General features: G+C 66.4%; 20 protein-coding genes. 15 read left to right on the top strand and 5 right to left on the bottom strand.

Annotated elements, in window-relative coordinates:
- Positions 1–7: 7 nt before the first annotated feature.
- Positions 8–787 carry an SDR family oxidoreductase gene (locus KDW55_RS25640; RefSeq protein ID WP_040144710.1) on the bottom strand — a complete coding sequence of 260 codons (780 nt, stop codon included), beginning with the start codon at positions 785–787 and terminating at the stop codon, positions 8–10.
- A gap of 199 nt (positions 788–986) precedes the next feature.
- On the opposite strand from KDW55_RS25640, the gene upp reads away from it, so the two are divergent.
- From upp to KDW55_RS25575, 13 genes are all read left to right on the top strand, one after another.
- Positions 987–1,637: a uracil phosphoribosyltransferase gene (gene upp, locus KDW55_RS25635; protein ID WP_010091140.1), complete on the top strand. Its 651-nt coding sequence runs from the start codon at positions 987–989 to the stop codon at positions 1,635–1,637.
- A 203-nt stretch (positions 1,638–1,840) separates the two neighbouring features.
- Positions 1,841–2,569 (top strand): YebC/PmpR family DNA-binding transcriptional regulator, encoded by a 729-nt coding sequence (locus KDW55_RS25630; protein WP_040144711.1) that lies wholly within the window; start codon positions 1,841–1,843, stop codon positions 2,567–2,569.
- 105 nt (positions 2,570–2,674) lie between these two features.
- Positions 2,675–3,955, top strand: coding sequence for a phosphoribosylamine--glycine ligase (purD, locus tag KDW55_RS25625; RefSeq protein WP_040144712.1), 1,281 nt, complete (start codon positions 2,675–2,677; stop codon positions 3,953–3,955).
- A gap of 103 nt (positions 3,956–4,058) precedes the next feature.
- Positions 4,059–4,979 (top strand): oxygen-dependent coproporphyrinogen oxidase, encoded by a 921-nt coding sequence (gene hemF, locus KDW55_RS25620; protein ID WP_059546401.1) that lies wholly within the window; start codon positions 4,059–4,061, stop codon positions 4,977–4,979.
- Between the two features lie 35 nt (positions 4,980–5,014).
- Positions 5,015–5,728, top strand: coding sequence for a nicotinate-nucleotide adenylyltransferase (locus KDW55_RS25615; protein ID WP_080294596.1), 714 nt, complete (start codon positions 5,015–5,017; stop codon positions 5,726–5,728).
- Between the two features lie 4 nt (positions 5,729–5,732).
- On the top strand, positions 5,733–6,182 hold the full coding sequence (rsfS, locus tag KDW55_RS25610; protein ID WP_040144715.1) for a ribosome silencing factor: 450 nt from the start codon (positions 5,733–5,735) through the stop codon (positions 6,180–6,182).
- Positions 6,183–6,201: 19 nt separating this feature from the next.
- A complete protein-coding gene (rlmH, locus tag KDW55_RS25605) occupies positions 6,202–6,672 on the top strand; it encodes a 23S rRNA (pseudouridine(1915)-N(3))-methyltransferase RlmH (RefSeq protein WP_059546396.1) in 471 nt (156 codons plus the stop codon).
- 51 nt (positions 6,673–6,723) lie between these two features.
- Positions 6,724–7,371, top strand: coding sequence for a Maf family protein (locus tag KDW55_RS25600; RefSeq protein WP_059546394.1), 648 nt, complete (start codon positions 6,724–6,726; stop codon positions 7,369–7,371).
- A gap of 8 nt (positions 7,372–7,379) precedes the next feature.
- The gene (gene rng, locus KDW55_RS25595; RefSeq protein WP_040144718.1) at positions 7,380–8,849 is read left to right on the top strand and encodes a ribonuclease G; all 1,470 of its coding nucleotides are present in this window, start codon (positions 7,380–7,382) and stop codon (positions 8,847–8,849) included.
- 92 nt (positions 8,850–8,941) lie between these two features.
- Entirely contained in the window at positions 8,942–9,277 is a 336-nt protein-coding gene (locus KDW55_RS25590; RefSeq protein ID WP_040144719.1) for a 50S ribosome-binding protein YggL, read from the top strand.
- Positions 9,278–9,538: 261 nt separating this feature from the next.
- Positions 9,539–10,504, top strand: a complete 966-nt coding sequence (locus KDW55_RS25585) for a PRC-barrel domain-containing protein (protein ID WP_040144720.1) — start codon at positions 9,539–9,541, stop codon at positions 10,502–10,504.
- Complete coding sequence (locus KDW55_RS25580; protein ID WP_040144721.1) at positions 10,501–11,769, top strand: MFS transporter; 1,269 nt, start codon at positions 10,501–10,503, stop codon at positions 11,767–11,769. The genes KDW55_RS25585 and KDW55_RS25580 overlap by 4 nt, the downstream gene beginning before the upstream one ends.
- Before the next feature lie 39 nt (positions 11,770–11,808).
- Positions 11,809–12,393: an FUSC family protein gene (locus KDW55_RS25575; RefSeq protein WP_059546392.1), complete on the top strand. Its 585-nt coding sequence runs from the start codon at positions 11,809–11,811 to the stop codon at positions 12,391–12,393.
- A 58-nt stretch (positions 12,394–12,451) separates the two neighbouring features.
- Here the strand turns inward: KDW55_RS25575 and KDW55_RS25570 are convergent, their stop codons facing one another.
- The 4 genes from KDW55_RS25570 to KDW55_RS25555 form a co-directional block, all read right to left on the bottom strand.
- Positions 12,452–12,835 (bottom strand): RcnB family protein, encoded by a 384-nt coding sequence (locus KDW55_RS25570; RefSeq protein WP_040144723.1) that lies wholly within the window; start codon positions 12,833–12,835, stop codon positions 12,452–12,454.
- 82 nt (positions 12,836–12,917) lie between these two features.
- Positions 12,918–14,627, bottom strand: coding sequence for a lipid A export permease/ATP-binding protein MsbA (gene msbA / locus KDW55_RS25565; RefSeq protein ID WP_245163672.1), 1,710 nt, complete (start codon positions 14,625–14,627; stop codon positions 12,918–12,920).
- Between the two features lie 131 nt (positions 14,628–14,758).
- The gene (locus KDW55_RS25560; RefSeq protein WP_212149630.1) at positions 14,759–15,766 is read right to left on the bottom strand and encodes a hypothetical protein; all 1,008 of its coding nucleotides are present in this window, start codon (positions 15,764–15,766) and stop codon (positions 14,759–14,761) included.
- Positions 15,763–17,103, bottom strand: coding sequence for an O-antigen ligase family protein (locus KDW55_RS25555; protein ID WP_040144726.1), 1,341 nt, complete (start codon positions 17,101–17,103; stop codon positions 15,763–15,765). Before KDW55_RS25555 ends, KDW55_RS25560 begins: the two co-directional genes overlap by 4 nt.
- 246 nt (positions 17,104–17,349) lie before the next feature.
- Here KDW55_RS25555 and KDW55_RS25550 point away from each other — a divergent pair, with 246 nt between their 5' ends.
- Entirely contained in the window at positions 17,350–18,141 is a 792-nt protein-coding gene (locus KDW55_RS25550; protein WP_059546385.1) for a glycosyltransferase family 2 protein, read from the top strand.
- A gap of 2 nt (positions 18,142–18,143) precedes the next feature.
- Positions 18,144–18,989, top strand: coding sequence for a beta-1,4-mannosyl-glycoprotein beta-1,4-N-acetylglucosaminyltransferase (locus tag KDW55_RS25545; protein ID WP_040144728.1), 846 nt, complete (start codon positions 18,144–18,146; stop codon positions 18,987–18,989).
- The last annotated feature ends 13 nt before the right edge of the window (positions 18,990–19,002 follow it).

Here is a 19,002-nt window from a genome sequence, read left to right as displayed (position 1 = left end):
CGGCGGGTCAGAACGTGCCCGGATACGCGCCGCCGTCGAGCAGCCAGTTCTGCCCGGTGATGTAGCCGGCATGCACGCTGCACAGGAACGCGCAGGCCGCGCCGAATTCCGCGCGCGTGCCGAGCCGGCCGGCCGGGATGTCCTTCGTGCGCCGCGCGCGCATCTCGTCGACCGTCACGCCTTGCGCCTTCGCCGACGCGGCGAGCGTCGTCGCGATCCGGTCGGTGTCGAACAGCCCCGGCAGCAGGTTGTTGATCGTCACGCCCTGCCCCGCGACCTTGCGCGACAGGCCGGCGACGAAACCGGTGAGCCCCGAGCGCGCACCGTTCGACAGCGCGAGCACGTCGATCGGCGCCTTCACGGCCGAACTCGTGATGTTGACGATCCGGCCGAAGCCGCGCCCGATCATCCCGTCGATGGTCGCGCGGATCAGCTCGATCGGCGTCAGCATGTTCGCGTCGAGCGCGCGGATCCAGTCGTCGTGCGAGAAATCGCGGAAGTCGCCGGGTGGCGGCCCGCCCGCATTCGTCACGAGAATGTCCGGCTGCGGGCACGCGGCGAGCGCGGCCGCGCGCCCGTCCGGCGTCGTGATGTCGCAGGCGACCGCGGTGACCGACACGTCCGACGCTGCGCGGATCTCTTCCGCGGTTGCCTCGAGCGTGTCGCGCGTGCGCGCGACGATCACGAGATTCACGCCCTCCGCGGCCAGCGCTTCCGCGCAGCCGCGTCCGAGCCCTTTGCTCGCCGCGCACACGAGCGCGGTCTTTCCTGCGATGCCGAGATCCATCGTCGATTCCTTTGTGGCGGCGCGCGCCGGCGCTTGCCTGCCGTGCCGCCGGACAGGCGAACGCGGCGCGCGGATTGTCGTCAGACATCGATAATATCCGGATCGCGCGGCGCGCCTTGGTAAAATTGCCGCCATAAGCGGCGGCCTGCCTTGCGCCGGCGCCGCCCCCGATCCTCTTTTGCCGCCAAGGCGCCCCGTCATGAAACAGGACAGCCGTTTCCCGAATCTCTTCATCCTCGATCACCCGCTGATCCAGCACAAGCTGACCCACATGCGCGACAAGGACACGTCCACGCGCACGTTCCGCGAGCTGCTGCGCGAGATCACGCTGCTGATGGGGTACGAGATCACTCGCAACCTGCCGATCACGACCAAGCGGGTCGAAACCCCGCTCGTCGAGATCGACGCGCCGGTGATCGCCGGCAAGAAGCTCGCGATCGTGCCGGTGTTGCGTGCCGGCGTCGGGATGTCGGACGGCCTGCTCGACCTCGTGCCGTCCGCGCGCGTCGGCCACATCGGCGTGTACCGCGCCGACGACCACCGCCCGGTCGAATACCTGGTGCGCCTGCCGGATCTGGAAGACCGGATCTTCATCCTGTGCGACCCGATGGTCGCAACCGGCTATTCGGCGGTGCACGCGGTCGACGTGCTGAAGCGCCGCAACGTGCCGGCCGCGAACATCATGTTCGTGGCGCTCGTCGCCGCGCCCGAGGGCGTGCAGGTGTTCCAGGACGCGCATCCGGACGTGAAGCTGTACGTCGCATCGCTCGACTCGCACCTGAACGAGCACGCATACATCGTGCCGGGCCTCGGCGACGCGGGCGATCGCCTGTTCGGCACGAAGAACTGACGGCGCGCACTGGGCGCGCCGCGATGGCCCGCCCGGCCGTTCGGCCATGCGCGGCGGCCCCGAAGCGGCGGTCGCCGCGTGATAAAATCACGTTCCACTCGACACGCGCGGCCCCGCGGCATCACGCCCGCCGACACGGCCGCCGATTCAACGACACATTGGCACACACGCCCGCGCAAGCACGCCCGGGCACGGAGAAAGGTATGGCTGGTCATTCGAAATGGGCCAACATCAAGCATAAGAAGGCAGCGGCCGACGCGAAGCGCGGCAAGATCTGGACCCGTCTGATCAAGGAAATCCAGGTCGCGGCCCGCCTCGGCGGCGGCGACCCGGGCTCGAACCCGCGTCTGCGTCTCGCGGTCGACAAGGCAGCCGACGCGAACATGCCGAAGGACAACGTGAAGCGGGCGATCGACCGCGGCGTCGGCGGCGCGGACGGCGCGAACTACGAAGAGATCCGTTACGAAGGCTACGGCATCGGCGGCGCGGCGATCATCGTCGACACGCTGACCGACAACCGCACCCGCACGGTCGCGGAAGTGCGCCACGCGTTCTCGAAGTTCGGCGGCAACATGGGCACCGACGGTTCGGTCGCGTTCATGTTCGATCACGTCGGCCAGTTCCTGTTCGCGCCCGGCACGTCGGAAGACGCGCTGATGGAAGCGGCGCTCGAAGCCGGTGCGGACGACGTCAGCACGAACGACGACGGCTCGATCGAAGTGCTGTGCGACTGGCAGGCGTTCTCGGCGGTGAAGGACGCGCTCGAAGCCGCGGGCTTCAAGGCCGAGCTCGCCGAAGTGACGATGAAGCCGCAGAACGAAGTCGAATTCGCGGGCGACGATGCGGTGAAGATGCAGAAGCTCCTGGACGCGCTCGAGAACCTCGACGACGTGCAGGAGGTGTATACGAACGCCGTCATCGTCGAGGAATGACATGCAGGCCGCCGTGCGCATCGTCGCGGCGGCGGCCCGACCGATTTCGCGGCCGGCGCGCCTGAGCGTGCCGGCCGCCCTGTTTTCTAGTCTGCGGGGAATCCCATGAAACTACTCGTCGTCGGTTCCGGCGGCCGCGAACATGCGCTGGCGTGGAAGCTCGCGCAATCGCCGCGCGTCCAGATGGTCTACGTCGCGCCCGGCAATGGCGGCACGGCGCAGGACGAGCGTCTGAAGAACATCGACATCACGTCGCTCGACGCGCTGGCCGATTTCGCGGAAAGCGAAGGCGTCGCGTTCACGCTCGTCGGGCCGGAAGCGCCGCTCGCGGCCGGCATCGTCAACCTGTTCCGCGCGCGCGGCCTGAAGATCTTCGGCCCGACGCGCGAGGCCGCGCAGCTCGAAAGCTCGAAGGATTTCGCGAAGGCGTTCATGAAGCGTCACGGCATTCCGACCGCCGACTACGAAACCTTCTCGGACGCTGCGGCCGCGCACGCGTACATCGACGCGAAAGGCGCGCCGATCGTCGTGAAGGCCGACGGCCTCGCGGCCGGCAAGGGCGTCGTCGTCGCGATGACGCTGGAAGAAGCGCATGCGGCAGTCGACATGATGCTGTCGGGCAACAAGCTCGGCGACGCCGGCGCGCGCGTCGTGATCGAGGAATTCCTCGACGGCGAGGAAGCGAGCTTCATCGTGATGGTCGACGGCAAGCACGCGCTGGCGCTGGCCTCGAGTCAGGACCACAAGCGTCTGCTCGACGAAGACCGCGGCCCGAACACGGGCGGCATGGGCGCGTACTCGCCCGCGCCGATCGTCACGCCGCAGATGCACGCACGCGTGATGCGCGAAATCATCATGCCGACGGTGCGCGGGATGGAGAAGGACGGCATCCGCTTCACGGGCTTCCTGTATGCGGGCCTGATGATCGACAAGGACGGCAATCCGCGCACGCTGGAATTCAACTGCCGGATGGGCGACCCGGAGACGCAGCCGATCATGGCGCGCCTGAAGAGCGATTTCTCGAAGGTCGTCGAGCAGGCGATCGCGGGCACGCTCGATACGGTCGAGCTGGACTGGGACCGCCGCACCGCGCTCGGCGTCGTGCTGGCCGCGCACGGTTATCCGGACGCGCCGCGCAAGGGCGACCGCATCAACGGAATCCCGGCCGAGACCGAACAGGCGGTGACGTTCCATGCGGGCACGACGCTCGTCGACGGCGACAAGCTCGTCACGTCGGGCGGCCGCGTGCTGTGCGTGGTCGGCCTCGCCGATTCCGTGCGCGAAGCGCAGCAGCATGCGTACGATGCGATCAACCAGATCAATTTCGAAGGCATGCAATACCGCCGCGACATCGGCTTCCGCGCGCTGAACCGCAAGAGCGCGTGACGATCGCGCCGGGCGCGCCCGCTCCTCTGCCGGGGTTCGCTAGAATGCCCGGCAGATGCCTTTTTTACGGCCCGCGCCTCGCGCGCGGGCGCCCAGTTCAGACATGACCGATTCGACCTACGACGTAACGCGCGTGCGCACGTACCTCCAGGGCCTGCAGACACGCATCGCCGACGCGCTCGGCGCGCTCGACGGCACGCCGCTCGCGACCGACGCGTGGCAACGCGGCCCCGAAGAGCGCCTGCGCGGCGGCGGCTGCACGCGGATTCTCGAAGGCGGCCGCGTGTTCGAGCGTGCGGGAATCGGCTTTTCCGACGTCGCGGGCGACGCGCTGCCGCCGTCGGCGAGCGCCGCGCGCCCGCAGCTGGCCGGCCGCGGCTTCGAGGCGCTCGGCGTGTCGCTCGTGCTGCACCCGCGCAATCCGTACTGCCCGACCGTGCACATGAACGTGCGGATGCTGATCGCGACGAAACCGGGCGACGCGCCGGTCTTCTGGTTCGGCGGCGGCATGGATCTGACGCCGGTTTATCCGTTCGAGGATGACGCGCGACACTTCCACCAGACGTGCAAGGACGCGCTCGACCCGTTCGGCGCCGAGCTGTATCCGCGTTTCAAGACGTGGTGCGACGAGTATTTCTTCCTGAAGCACCGCAACGAGACGCGCGGCGTCGGCGGGATCTTCTTCGACGATTTCTCGGAGCCCGGATTCGAACGTTCGTTTGAGATGATGCAAAGCGTCGGCGACGCGTTCCTGAACGCGTACCTGCCGATCGTCGAACGCCGCGTCACGCTGCCGTACGGCGAGCGCGAACGCGAGTTCCAGGCTTACCGGCGCGGCCGCTACGTCGAATTCAATCTCGTGTTCGACCGCGGCACGCTGTTCGGCCTGCAAAGCGGCGGCCGCACCGAATCGATCCTGATGTCGATGCCGCCGGTCGCGAACTGGCGCTACAACTGGCAGCCTGCCCCGGGTTCGCCGGAAGCGCGCCTCGCCGAATTCCTCGTGCCGCGCGACTGGGTCTGACCCGCGCGGCCGCCTCAAGAACAGGACACGTTTTTCTGAACACCACCGCCCGCCCCGCCCCGCAGCCGCGTCCGCTGTCGCGTCGCATCGGCCTGCTCGGCGGCACGTTCGACCCGATCCACGACGGCCATCTCGCGCTCGCGCGGCGGTTCGCAGACGTGCTCGGCCTGACCGAGCTCGCCCTGCTGCCGGCCGGACAGCCGTACCAGAAGCGCGACGTGTCGGCCGCCGAGCACCGCCTCGCGATGACGCGCGCCGCTGCGGGCGCGCTGTCGCTGCCCGGCGTGACGGTCACCGTCGCGACCGACGAAATCGAACACGACGGGCCGACCTACACCGTCGAGACGCTCGCGCGCTGGCGCGAGCGGATCGGCTCCGATGCATCGCTGTCGCTGCTGATCGGCGCCGACCAGCTGGTGCGGCTCGACACGTGGCGCGACTGGCGCGCGCTGTTCGACTACGCGCACGTGTGCGTGTCGACGCGCCCCGGTTTCGACCTCGGCGCGGCGCCGGCCGCCGTCACGCAGGAAATCGCGCGGCGCCAGGCAGGCGCCGACGTGCTGAAAGCGACGCCGGCCGGCCATCTGCTGATCGACACGGCGCTCGCGTTCGATATCGCGGCAACCGACATCCGTGCGCACCTGCGCGAATGCATCGCGCGTCATGCGCAAATGCCCGACGCGTCGGCCGAGCATGTGCCGGCCGCCGTCTGGGCCTATATTCTTCAACATCGCCTCTACCATTCCTGATTCCATGGATATCCGCAAACTGCAGCGCGTGATCGTCGACGCTCTCGAAGACATCAAGGCGCAAGACATCAAGGTGTTCAACACCAGCCACCTGACCGAACTGTTCGACCGCGTGATCGTCGCGTCGGGCACGTCGAACCGGCAGACCAAGGCGCTCGCGTCCAGCGTGCGCGACAAGGTCAAGGAAGCCGGCGGCGACATCGTCAGCTCCGAGGGCGAAGACACCGGCGAATGGGTGCTGGTCGATTGCGGCGACGCGGTCGTGCACATCCTGCAGCCGGCGCTGCGCCAGTACTACAACCTCGAGGAAATCTGGGGCGACAAGCCCGTGCGGATGAAGCTCGGCGGCGGCAAGGGCCCGAACGGCGCCGCCACGGCCGGCGACGACGAGGACGACGACGAGGAAGAAGCCCCCGCCCGCCCGGCGCGCAAGACGGCGGCCCGTCGCCGCTGAGCTGCCGCGAGTCGTTCCGATGAAGCTTTTCATCCTCGCGGTCGGCCACAAGATGCCCGGCTGGATCGCGTCCGGCTTCGACGAATACACGAAGCGGATGCCGCCCGAGCTGCGCATCGAGCTGCGCGAGATCAAGCCCGAACTGCGTTCGGGCAGCCGCAGCGCGGAAAGCGTGATGGCGGCCGAGCGGCAGAAGATCGACGCTGCGCTGCCGAAGGGCGCGCGCATCGTGGCCCTCGACGAGCGCGGCCGCGACTGGACCACGATGCAGCTCGCGCAGGCGCTGCCCGGCTGGCAGCAGGACGGTCGCGACGTCGCGTTCGTGATCGGCGGCGCCGACGGCCTCGATCCGGAGCTCAAGGCGCGCGCCGACCTGTTGCTGCGCATCTCCAGCATGACGCTGCCGCACGGGATGGTCCGCGTGCTGCTTGCCGAACAGCTTTACCGGGCGTGGAGCATCACGCAGAATCACCCCTATCATCGCGCATGACGCGTCGCCCTCGGGACGCGCGCCGCGCGCGCTCAACGAGATAACGACACCATGCCGTCCAGCACCCCGTCCGCACTTTTTCCGGCCCCGCTTTTCCAGACCCTTTACCTCGCCTCGCAAAGTCCGCGCCGCCAGGAGCTGCTGCAGCAGATCGGCGTGCGCTTCGAACTGCTGCTGCCGCGCCCGGACGAGGATGCCGAGGCACTCGAAGCCGAGCTGCCCGGCGAAGCCGCCGATGCATACGTACGCCGCGTGACCGTCCTGAAGGCCGAGGCCGCGCGTGCGCGCCTGGTGGCGAGCGGCAAGCCCGCCGCGCCAGTGCTGGTCGCGGACACCACGGTCACGATCGACGGGAAGATTCTCGGCAAGCCGGCCGATGCCGACGAGGCACTCGCGATGCTGACGCGCCTCGCCGGCCGCGAACACGAGGTGCTGACGGCCGTCGCAGTCATCGGCGCGGACGGCGAACTCCTGCCGCCCGCCCTGTCGCGCTCGTCGGTGCGCGTTTGCGCCGCATCCCGCGACGCGTTCGCGCGCTACGTGGACACCGGCGAGCCGTTCGGCAAGGCCGGCGCATACGCGATCCAGGGCCGCGCGGCCGAGTTCATCGAGCGAATCGACGGCTCCCATTCGGGTATCATGGGTCTGCCCCTTTTTGAGACTGCCGCGCTGCTGCGCGCCGCGCGCGTCGCCTTCTGAATCCCACCATGAACGAAGAAATCCTGATCAACCTCACGCCGCAGGAAACGCGGGTCGCACTCGTGCAGCAAGGCGCGGTGCAGGAGCTTCACGTCGAGCGCACGCTGTCGCGCGGGCGGGTCGGCAACATCTACCTCGGCAAGGTCGTGCGCGTGCTGCCCGGCATGCAATCGGCGTTCATCGACATCGGCCTCGAACGCGCGGCGTTCCTGCACGTCGCGGACATCTGGCATCCGCGCCTCGCGGGCGAGCCGCAGTCGGGCGCGCCGCACCAGCCGATCGAGAAGACCGTGTTCGAAGGCCAGACACTGATGGTCCAGGTGATCAAGGATCCGATCGGCACGAAGGGCGCGCGGCTGTCGACGCAGGTCAGCATCGCGGGCCGCACGCTCGTGTACCTGCCGCAGGAGCCGCACATCGGCATTTCGCAGAAGATCGAGAGCGAAGCCGAGCGCGAGGCCGTGCGTGCGCGGCTGACCGCCGTAATCCCGCCGGACGAGAAAGGCGGCTACATCGTGCGCACGATCGCCGAGGATGCGACGTCCGACGAACTGGCCGGCGACGTCGCGTACCTGCGCAAGACCTGGGCGACGATCGTCGCGCAGGCGCAGCGGATGCCGGCGACGAGCCTGCTGTATCAGGATCTCGACCTCGCGCAGCGCGTGCTGCGCGACTTCGCGAACGACGACACCACACGCATCCAGGTCGACTCGCGCGAAACCTACCAGCGCCTCGCGGAATTCGCGGCCGAGTTCACGCCGGCGGTGAGCCCGAAGCTGCATCACTACACCGGCGAGCGGCCGCTGTTCGACCTGTACAACATCGAGACGGAGATCCAGCGTGCGCTGTCGCGCCGCGTCGATCTGAAGTCCGGCGGCTATCTGATGATCGACCAGACCGAGGCGATGACGACGATCGACGTGAATACCGGCGGCTACGTCGGCGCGCGCAATTTCGACGACACGATCTTCAAGACCAACCTCGAGGCCGCGCACACGATCGCGCGGCAGTTGCGGCTGCGCAACCTCGGCGGGATCATCATCATCGACTTCATCGACATGGAGAACGCCGAGCATCGCGACGCGGTGCTGTCCGAGCTGAAGAAGGCGCTGTCGCGCGACCGCACGCGCGTGACGGTCAACGGCTTTTCGCAATTGGGTCTCGTGGAGATGACCCGCAAGCGCACGCGCGAATCGCTCGCGCACGTGCTGTGCGAACCCTGCCCGACCTGCCAGGGCAAGGGTCAGGTGAAGACGTCGCGCACCGTCTGCTACGACATCCTGCGCGAGATCCTGCGCGAGTCGCGCCAGTTCAATCCGCGCGAATTCCGCGTAATCGCCGCGCAGCAGGTGATCGACCTGTTCCTCGACGAGGAATCGCAGCATCTCGCGATGCTGATCGACTTCATCGGCAAGCCTGTGTCGCTGCAGGTCGAGTCGAATCTGAGCCAGGAGCAATACGATATCGTGCTGATGTAACGCTCTGAGCCGACCGCCGCCGGCCCCGCCGCGCGGCGTCCAATGCGGCGCCCGCCGCCGCTTCCTTCCCCCCTTCCCGTTCGTCACACACCATGAGCAAACGCCACAACCGCCGCCAGCGCAAGAAACTCCACATCGCCGAGTTCCAGGAACTCGCGTTCAACGCGACCGCGCAGTACCGCAACGAGCTGTCCGACCTCGAGCGCGGTCAGCTGATCGACGCGTTCATCGATTTCGTCGAAGCCAACGGGCTGTTGACAGTCGCATCCGCCGACGAAGGCATTGGCGCGTACGTGATCTCCGGCGCCCCGCGCGGCACGACGACCGACGCCGACCGCGAGGCCGTGCGCGCATGGCTCGCCGCACGTCCGGAGCTGACCGACGTCCAGGTCAGCGAATTCAGCGACGCGTGGTATCCGGACGCCTGACGTTCCGCTTGCTCCGCGCCTCATGCGGCGCCCGCTCCGTCGTCGACGGCCGGGCGCCGTGTTCTTTGGAGCCGCCGCCGACGCAGTTTCGGCGGTCGATCCTCGCCATTTGCCCGCCACCCCTCGCCCATTCCTCCGCAGAAATCGGTCCTGAAAGGAAGACACGTTAAACTCTCACCTCGCGTGGTGCGCCGCCCGCACCCGCCATCCATCGCCAGCGCGAGCCTTCGGGCACGCCCCCGACCCATGGAGTGAGTGTCAATGAGCGGCGGACTTCCGTTTCCCGCATCCCGCATGCCGTTTCCGTCGTCGACGGTCTTCCTCGTTCTCGCAGCCGCTGCGCTGCTGTCCGGCTGCGGGCTGCTGCCGACGCAGAATCCGCCTGCCCCGATCAGCGAGGCGCTCGTCGAGCCCGTCGGTGAAACCGCAGGCGAACCGTTGACGATGCCGCCCGTGCCGCCGCTCGTGCAGCCGGAGGAACCCGAAGCGCCGAAAAAACCGCACCGCGAGGCGCCACGGCCGAAACCGGTGCAGCGCCCCGAATCGCCGACGCCGGCGCCGCCCCCACCGCCTCCGCTGATTGCGACGCGCCCGGTCGAGCGCAGCCAGATCCATGCGCTGCTCGACAGTGAAGTCGCGCGCCGCAACGGCAAGGTGATCGGTCGCGCGGTCGACATGGTCGTCGATGCGGGCGGCAAGCCGCGCGAGATGATCGTCAACCTGCAGGGCTTCATGGGCGTCGGCGACCGCAAGGTCAGCTTCCCGTGGAACGTGTTCCGCTTCACGCCGGGCGGCAAGCAGGAGCCGATCGTGCTCGACGTGCCGTCGGGCGAGCTGCCCCCGGCCGCTCGACCCAAGGCCGTGCCGTTGTCGGGTTCGGCCGCGGCGTCGCCCACGACGCGGCTGCCGATGCTCGACAGCGACATCGAGCGCCCGAACGGCACGAAGATCGGCCGCGTCGTCGACGTGCTGATCGACCGCGCCGCACAGCCGCAGGCCGTCGTGCTCGACCTCGGCGGGCTCGTCAATACCGACCGCCGTTCGATTGCCGCGAGCTGGGGCGCGCTGCGCTTCGTCACGCGCGACAAGGCGCTGCATCCGCAGCTCGACCTGAACGACGCGCAGATCAAGGCCGCCCCGCCCTATGCGGCCGACAAGCCGATCGTCGTGGTCTCGCCCCCGGTTTCCGCCGCCGCGCCGGCTTCGTCTGCGAGTGCTGCCCGATGACGATCAAGCATTCCGTCAGCGTTCGCAGTCTCCGCGCTCTCGACTGGCTCAACTTCTTCGTTGCAAACGTTCAAACCGGCTTCGGTCCGTTCATCGCGTCCTACCTCGCATCGCACAAGTGGACGCAGGGCGAGATCGGCATGGTGCTGTCGATCGGCACGATCAGCGCGATGGTCAGTCAGGTGCCGGGCGGCGCCGCCGTTGACGCGCTCAAGAACAAGAAAGGCGCGGCCGCATGGGCGATCGCCGCGATCATCCTGTCCGCAGTGCTGCTCGCATCGAGCCCGACGATCGTGCCGGTGATCGCGGCCGAGGTGTTTCACGGCTTCGCGAGCTGCATGCTCGTGCCGGCGATGGCCGCGATCTCGTTCTCGCTCGTGGGCCGCGCGGATCTCGGCGACCGGCTCGGCCGCAACGCGCGCTGGGCATCGATCGGCAGTGCCGTCGCCGCGGGGCTGATGGGACTCACCGGCGAGTATTTCTCCGCGCGCGCGGTGTTCTGGCTGACCGCCGTGCTCGCATTGCCCGCGCTGTTCGCGCTCGCGATGATTCAGCCGACGCACGAAGTGATCCCGCATGCGCAGAAGCCGGACGACCGCGACGATCACGACGAAGGCGAGGAACGCGAAACGCTGATCGAACTGCTGCGCGATCGCCGAATGCTGACCTTCGCGGCGTGCGTCGTGCTGTTCCACCTGTCGAACGCGGCGATGCTCAACCTCGCGGCCGGCGAAGTAACGGCCGGAATGGGCGAGAACGTGCAACTCGTGATCGCCGCGTGCATCATCGTGCCGCAGGCGATCGTGGCAATGCTGTCGCCATGGGTCGGCCGCTCAGCGCAACGCTGGGGGCGCCGGCCGATCCTGCTGCTCGGCTTCTCCGCGCTGCCGGTGCGCGCGCTGCTGTTCGCCGGCGTCAGCAGCCCGTACCTGCTGGTACCGGTGCAAATGCTCGATGGCATCAGCGCGGCGGTGTTCGGCGTCATGCTGCCGCTCATTGCGGCCGACGTTGCGGCCGGCAAGGGGCGCTACAACCTGTGCATCGGGCTGTTCGGTCTGTCGGCCGGGATCGGCGCGACGCTCAGCACGGCCGTGGCCGGCTACGTCGCCGATCACTTCGGCAACGCGGTCAGCTTCTTCGGGCTCGCCGCCGCCGGTGCGCTTGCGGTGCTGCTGGTCTGGCTTGCGATGCCGGAAACGCGCGTCGAGAATGGCGACGCGACTGCCGGCGAGCCGGCCGCCGCGCCGTCGGAGCAGACGCACTGACGCACTCGCACGCCGCATCCGCCTGAGGTCACGCAGACGATGGACACGATCAGGACCCTCAACGAAGCCCGCCAGCAGATCCAGCAATCGATCTTCGATCTGTTCAAGGGGCTCACCTTCGGCGAACGGCTCGCGCAAGGCGCGCTGATGGCGTTGCAGGCCGTCTGCGGCGCGTGTCTCGCGTACGCGATCGGCCGCGCCCTGCACACCGAGCAAGCCGTGTGGGCGGCGATCACCGCGATCGCCGTCACGCAGCACAACTACTCGGACACGATGTCGCTGTCGCGCGATCAGTTCATCGGCGCGATGATCGGCGGCCTCGTCGGCTTCGCGGGCGCGGCGCTCGGCGGCGATCGCGTCGTTGCGTATGCGATTGCGGTCGCAGTTGCGATCGTCGCGTGCTGGTGTCTGAACGTCGGCAGCGCGGCACGGCTCGGCGGCGTGACCGCAACGATCGTGCTGCTGTTCCCGGGCAACGGCCCCCTGTGGGACATTCCGCTGATGCGGCTCGCGGAAGTGGCGCTCGGCACCGTGTGCGCGCTCGGCGTGTGCTGGCTGATGTCGCGGATCGAGCGATGCTGGTACCGGCGGGCGGCGGACCATCGCAAGGACGCGAATACCTGACGCGGTTGCCGGACGCAAGCCCGGCAACCGGATGAACCGAGGATCGGTGGCGAAAGCGTTACGGACCGACGCGCAGCACGATGCCCGAGCCGATCTGCACGAGCAGATAGTCGCCGCCCACGCCGACCCAGTGATAGCCGCGCGGCGGCGGGCTCAGGTGATAGCCGCGCCAGTCGTCGACCACGTACTGGCGATCGCGGAATTCGTCGGGCAGGCGGTCGCCCTTGTGCCAGTCTCGGCGCGGCTGGTCGGCCCAGCGCGGCGGCACGTCGTCGTCGCGATGCATCGCGTGGCCCGGCGGCATGTGCTTCGGGCCATGGCCGCGGTGCATGCCCGGGCCGCCGTGATCGTCGTCGTTGCCATGCCCCTGCGCCATCGCGGCCGGTGCCGCGACCGTCGCGGCGAGCAGCGCGGCCAGCATCATCCCGTGCATCTTCCTCATCGTTCTTCCCTCCGTGTTGTCACGTCGAATCGGAAACAACTGGACTGCACGATCAAGCCTAGCACACGCGCGTGGCGCAGCGTCAGGCCGCCTGCTGCTGGTACTGGATCCGGTGGAGGTGTGCGTACAGCCCGCCGTGGCGAAGCAGTTCGTCGTGGCTGCCCTCTTCGACGATCTTGCCGGCCTCGAGCACGAGGATCCGGTCCGCACGCTCGATGGTCGACAGCCGGTGCGCGATCACGAGCGTCGTGCGACCTTCCATCAACCGCTCGAGCGCGGCCTGCACGTGACGCTCGGATTCCGAATCGAGCGCGGAGGTCGCCTCGTCGAGGATCAGGATCGGCGCGTCCTTGTAGATCGCGCGCGCGATCGCGAGCCGCTGGCGCTGGCCGCCCGACAGGCGCATTCCGTTGCCGCCCACCACCGTGTCGAGCCCGTCCGGCATTGCAGCGACCGCATCGGCGAGGTTCGCGGCCTCGAGCGCCGCCTGCACGCGGGCCCGATCGGGCGTCTGCCCGTATGCAACGTTCGCGGCGATCGTATCGTTGAACAGCACGACATCCTGGCTGACCATCGCCATCTGTGCGCGCAGCGCGTGGATGTCGTAGTCGGTCACCGGCACGCCGTCGACCAGGATCGCGCCGCCGGTGGGATCGAAGAAGCGCGGCAGCAGGTTCACGAGCGTCGTCTTGCCGCTGCCTGACGGGCCCGCGAGGGCGATCATCTCGCCCGGTGCGACTTTGAACGAAATGCGGTCGAGTGTCGGCCGCTCGGATGCGCCATAGTCGAACGATACGTCGCGGAACTCGATCTCGCCGCGTGCGTGCGGCAGCGCGCGGCCGCCGCCCTGCGGCTCGGCCGGTTCGTCGATCAGGCCGAAGATCAGCTCGGCGGCGGTCACCGCACGCTGCAGCGGCTGATTCACGTCGATCAAGTGCTTGAGCGGTGAAATGATCAGCAGCATCGACGTGACGAACGCGACGAAGCCGCCTACCGTGGTCTGATCGTGCTTCGACTGCACGACCGCAACCGTGATCACGATCGCAAGCGCGATCGACGCGAGAAACTGCGTCAAAGGTTGCGCGAGGCCGCCGGCAACGGTCATCCTCATCGCATAGCCGCGCAGGCGTTTGGCCATTTCGCTGAAGCGCGAGATTTCGTATGGCTCGCCGTTATACACCTTGACGACCTTGTAGCCGGCGACGGCCTCCTCAACGACGTACGAAAGGTCGTTGGTGAGCATCTGCTGATCGCGCCCGAGCCTGCGCAGACGCCGATTGATCTTGCTGACGAGCCAGCCGATGCCCGGCAGGATCACGGCAATGATCAGCGTGAGCCGCCAATTCAGATAGAACAAGTAGCCCAGCAGGAACACGACGGTCAGCGAGTCGCGCACCAGTGTGACCATCACGCTGACCAACACGTTGAGGATCTGATTGACCTCGAACACGATCGCGTTGATCACCGTGCTCGCCGTTTCACGCTGAAAAAAGGATGCGCTGGTGTTGACCATCCGGGAAAACATGTCAAGGCGCATCTGCAGCAGGATCCGGTTCGACACGTAGGCGAGCAGATACTGCGATGCGTACTGCGCCGCGCCGCGCACGAACGCAAGGCTGATCACGGCGATCGGCACGAACCATACCGCCTGATGACTTCCGTTGCTGCCGAAACCATGATCGAGGAGCGGTTTGAGCAGGGCCGGAATGCCGGCGTCGGTCGCCGAACTGATCGCCATCGCCAGCACGCCGAGCAGCAGCACGCCCACCAGCGGACGAACGTAGACCCACAGCCGCTTGCCGACCGCGGAGGTTTGTGTATGTCCGTCGCCGACTGGCCTTCTGAGGCCTGTTTGGTGCTTGCTCAAGACGATCCTTTGATGCGAATGGGACGAGCCCGGGATGGTTTGTTAAACGGAGCGAATTATAAGGCTCGCGGCTCCTCCAGCTCGAACGCGCGCCGGATCTGCGCGATGAATACGTCAGCTTCCTGATGAATCATCTGCCGATATGGCTCGAATTCGGCCGAACAGCGAGCGAAATCGCCAAAAATCGTACCGATGACCTGGCCGAACTGCTCGACGAATCCGCTCGCCTTTGGGTCGAGCTTGTATGTGTCCGGTATCGGCACATCCACCGGGTTGCCGGCGGAGCCGTGCCGGGCCGTGACCACGCAGCAGCCGTGCACGGCCGCCTCGCGCGGCAGCCGGTCCCGGCCCGGATGGTGCCCGAAGTCGATATAGACCTTGGCGGCGCAAAACGCATCGGCAAGTTGCTCGCGGTTCAGGCCGCGCAACGGCTTGAATTGCCACTGCGGGTATGCACGCATCAGGCGCTCGGTAGTCGCCCGTCCCTTGCTCGGGTTGTACAGAATCACGTCGTCGTGCCGAGCGGCGGCCAGGCGCCGCGGCAACGCCGCCAGATAATCGGGCGAGGTGTAAACCGGGATCGAATCAGTCAGCGGCAGCACGGAAAAACCACGTGCCGCAAGATATGACTGCGCGTGATGGCTTTGGGCGAAGTGCTTCAGATGCCGTAATGCACCAATTCCACCCAACGGCCGCTTGCCCTTGATCCACGCCTTGAAATAGCGGAAGCGGTCACGCAGCGGGTTTCCGTAGCGCACGCATGTGTAATTGTTCAACGACATCCACCAAATCGCCGCGTCGGCGTGTCGGACGTGCAGCGCGTCGGTCGGCATGATCTCGGGAAACACGACGAGTTCGCCGGGATTGTCCGCATACGCCTCCACCGGCGCCGCGTACTTGCGATACGGTTCGGGCGTTTCGAATGTTCGGCTGAAAGGACTGTACACAATCGCTGCCGGCTGGCCCAACCGGTTCAATTCGGCGACGAGCTGATGCAGCGCCTCGGGGCCGGCCGTCATCGCGCCGCCCGGGCAAACGACCCTGATTTTGGTATACCGATTCATCCCCTTGCAGCCCCGTTCAGCGGGTGCGCGTCGCGCCGCCGCGTATCTTCGCCCGCCAAAGCCTGCGCACCAAGGCACGCGATCATCAGACCATAGAACGACGCGGTATATTTAAGTGTGAACATTTCAAAACCGATACTCATCACCATCACGCAGATGATATAAATCAGGCCCAGTCGGCTCGCCTGCTTGACGGAAGCGTTGGCAGCATGGCACCTCCGCGCGAAGAACACGAGCGGAATCAGGAATTGGCACAGCACCGCAACCCCGCCCGCCACGCCTGAGCGCAGCAGGTTCGCCAAGAGTTCGTTATGCGGTCCATGCTCGATCGCGATCGCCTGCGATGGGGGCGCAATCGACGTGATCCACGGCTGGTTCAGCAATGCCAGATAGCCGGTATCGCCGTAGCCGCCCCACGGGCGATGCTTGAACAGTTCCCACGACATGTGCCACATCGTGAGCCGCAAGCCAGCCGACGTGTCGCGCTGTGTACCGGTCAGCCATTGGCGGATTTCGTCGTAACCGCTCACCAGGCGCGCGGCTATTTCTTGATTGAGCACAAGCACGGCAACCAGTGCGGCGAAACCAGCCAGAAGCCACCACAGTCTGACGGAGCGCCGGTTCAGCCACAGCCACAGCGCAAATACGACCGGTATCACATACCAGGCGGTGCGCGTTCCGGAACCGATGATCAGCGCGATGCCCACCAGCACGCCAACCGACTGCCACGCAACCAGCAGCTTGCCGGCACGTTCGGACGTGACGCGGATGGAAAACAAGCAAAAGCCGGTCAGCACCAGCCCATAAACCCCGAAGGTGTCCGTATCGACAAAATACGTCGCATAGCGGCCGCCCCACTGCCGGGAGGCCGTCGGATCGAGCCACACTTCGATTAGCATCGCGAACAAAGCGAGCGGCGCCGCATAGCCGACGATACGAGCGAAGTCAACGCGGCGTTGATAGCAATGCAGAAGAATCGGAATCGCGAGCAACATCCGCATGGGCGCATCAAACGCCTTCAGCACCCATTCTTGCCGAAACAGCTGCCCGATCCCGAGCGCGACGATCGGCGCGGCCAAGGCGACCATCAAAGGTGCGAAGCGGCGCCATTGACCGCGCGCTTCGGCCCACCATGCCGGGCCGTGCAGCACGGCCAGCAGCGACATGACGAAGAGCGCGGTATTGGTCGCGCCACGCCAGCTCAAATATCCGGCTACACCCAGTCCGGCTGCCAGCACGGTCGCGAGGTCCACCAACCGGCGACGGGGTGCGAAGTCGTGCTGCGGCCCCTCTCGGCGCGAAGCGCCAGGCAGCAGACGATCAAACAACATGCTCATTGATTTCGGATATCGCGGAATTATTGCGTGAAATTGCCAACCGGAGAATAGCACACGGACTTCGGGGCGACGAATCGGCACCGGGGCACGCCGCGCCCCCGTGGAGCCAGCGTCGTGCCGAGTACCGAAATTGGCACGCTCGTCCCCGCAGCCTTGAGCACGCAGGCATCGCCCATATCGGCGCTTGCTATACTTGCGCGAGTTGCATCGATCCTCCAGCCCCGCCCGACCCACCCCTCACGTCTCATGAGCGACCGTTTCGCCGCCCCCACTCTCAGCGCCATCGTAATCACCAAGAATGAGGCTCGTGATATCGGTGCGTGTCTCGCATCGCTGCGCCCCTGGGTCGACGAGATCGTCGTGTTCGACTCCGGCAGCACCGACGGCACGCAGGCGATCTGCCGCGAGTACGGCGCGATCGTTCACGAAACCGACTGGCCGGGTTTCGGCGTGCAAAAACAGCGCGCGCTGGACCAGGCTCGCGGAAAATGGGTGCTTTCGATCGATGCCGACGAGCGCGTTCCACCCGAGCTGAGGGACGAGATTCTCGCTTGCATTGCGTCGCCGCGTGCCGAGCTCTACGATCTCCCGCGGCGGTCCAATTATTGCGGCACCTGGATTCGCCACAGCGGCTGGAATCCCGATTACGTGCGGCGCCTGTTCATGCGCGGCCGTGCGCGCTTCTCCGACGATCTCGTTCACGAGCGCGTAGTGGGCGACGACGGCGCGCGGAGCGCACGGCTTGCTGCCCCGCTGCTCCACTACACGTACCGCGATTTTTCGGAAGTGCTGGGCAAGATCGACAGCTATTCGAGCTATGGCGCCGCGCAGAAGGTGGCGCGCGGCAAATCCGGCGGTCTGCGCCACGCGATATTGCATGGCCTGTGGACGTTCATCCGTACCTACGTGATCAAGCTTGGCTTTCTCGACGGCAAAATGGGTTTCATTCTCGCCGTATCGAATGCCGAGGCTTCGTACTATCGCTATCTGAAAATGATGTTGCTCGCCGACGAACGCGACAATCACCCGCAAACCTGAACATGAGCCGCCCAAAGATCTACGATTGTTTCTGCTATTTCAACGAGGACATGTTGCTCGAGCTGCGGCTCGAAACGCTGTGGGACCACGTCGACTACTTTGTGATTTCGGAGGCCGTCTACACGCAGACGGGCAACCCTAAACCGCTGAATTTCGACATCGACAAATTTGCCAAATACCGCGACAAGATTCGGTACCTGGTGGTCGATCATTTTGCACCGGGCGCGCGTAGCGCCTGGACGAACGAGAACTATCAGCGGAACTATCTTATTCACGGGCTGCACGACGCACAACCTGATGATTGGATCCTGGTGTCGGACCTCGACGAAATTCCGCACCCGGCCTCGATTCGCACGTACGATCCGCGCTACCGCCGCGGTGATTTTCAGCAGCACGCATATGCGTATTTCCTGAACAATCAGTTGGTGGAGAAAGACGGCCGGCCCGCGATCTGGACAGGGTCGAAGATCACGACCATGCGCCAGGTCGAACGGTTTTTCGGCAACATCAACGCAGTCCGTTCATACAAATCGTCCGGACCGCTGCGCTCGCTGCGTCGCGCCTGGTTCCGGCGCTTCGAAGTACAGCGTTTGACGCCGGGCGGCTGGCATTTCACATGGGTGCTGCCGCCGGAGAAAATCTTGCTCAAAATGGAGAGCATTGCCGAGCAGGAGTTCGTGCGCGACGAGTTCAAGGATCTGGCATATATCGACACGCAGATCCACGCCGGTCGAGACCTGCTCAATCCGAACAGCCGCTACGTCGCGCAAGCGCCCGATGCCGACCGCTTCCCCCCTTACCTCGCCGCGCACAGTGAACGTTACGCGCGATGGCTGAGGCCGCTCTGAGCGGCCCCGAACA

It is taken from the genome of Burkholderia sp. AU19243, from assembly GCF_018148075.1.
Lineage (GTDB): Bacteria > Pseudomonadota > Gammaproteobacteria > Burkholderiales > Burkholderiaceae > Burkholderia > Burkholderia latens_A.
This window is presented reverse-complemented; position numbering and strand designations above follow the sequence as displayed.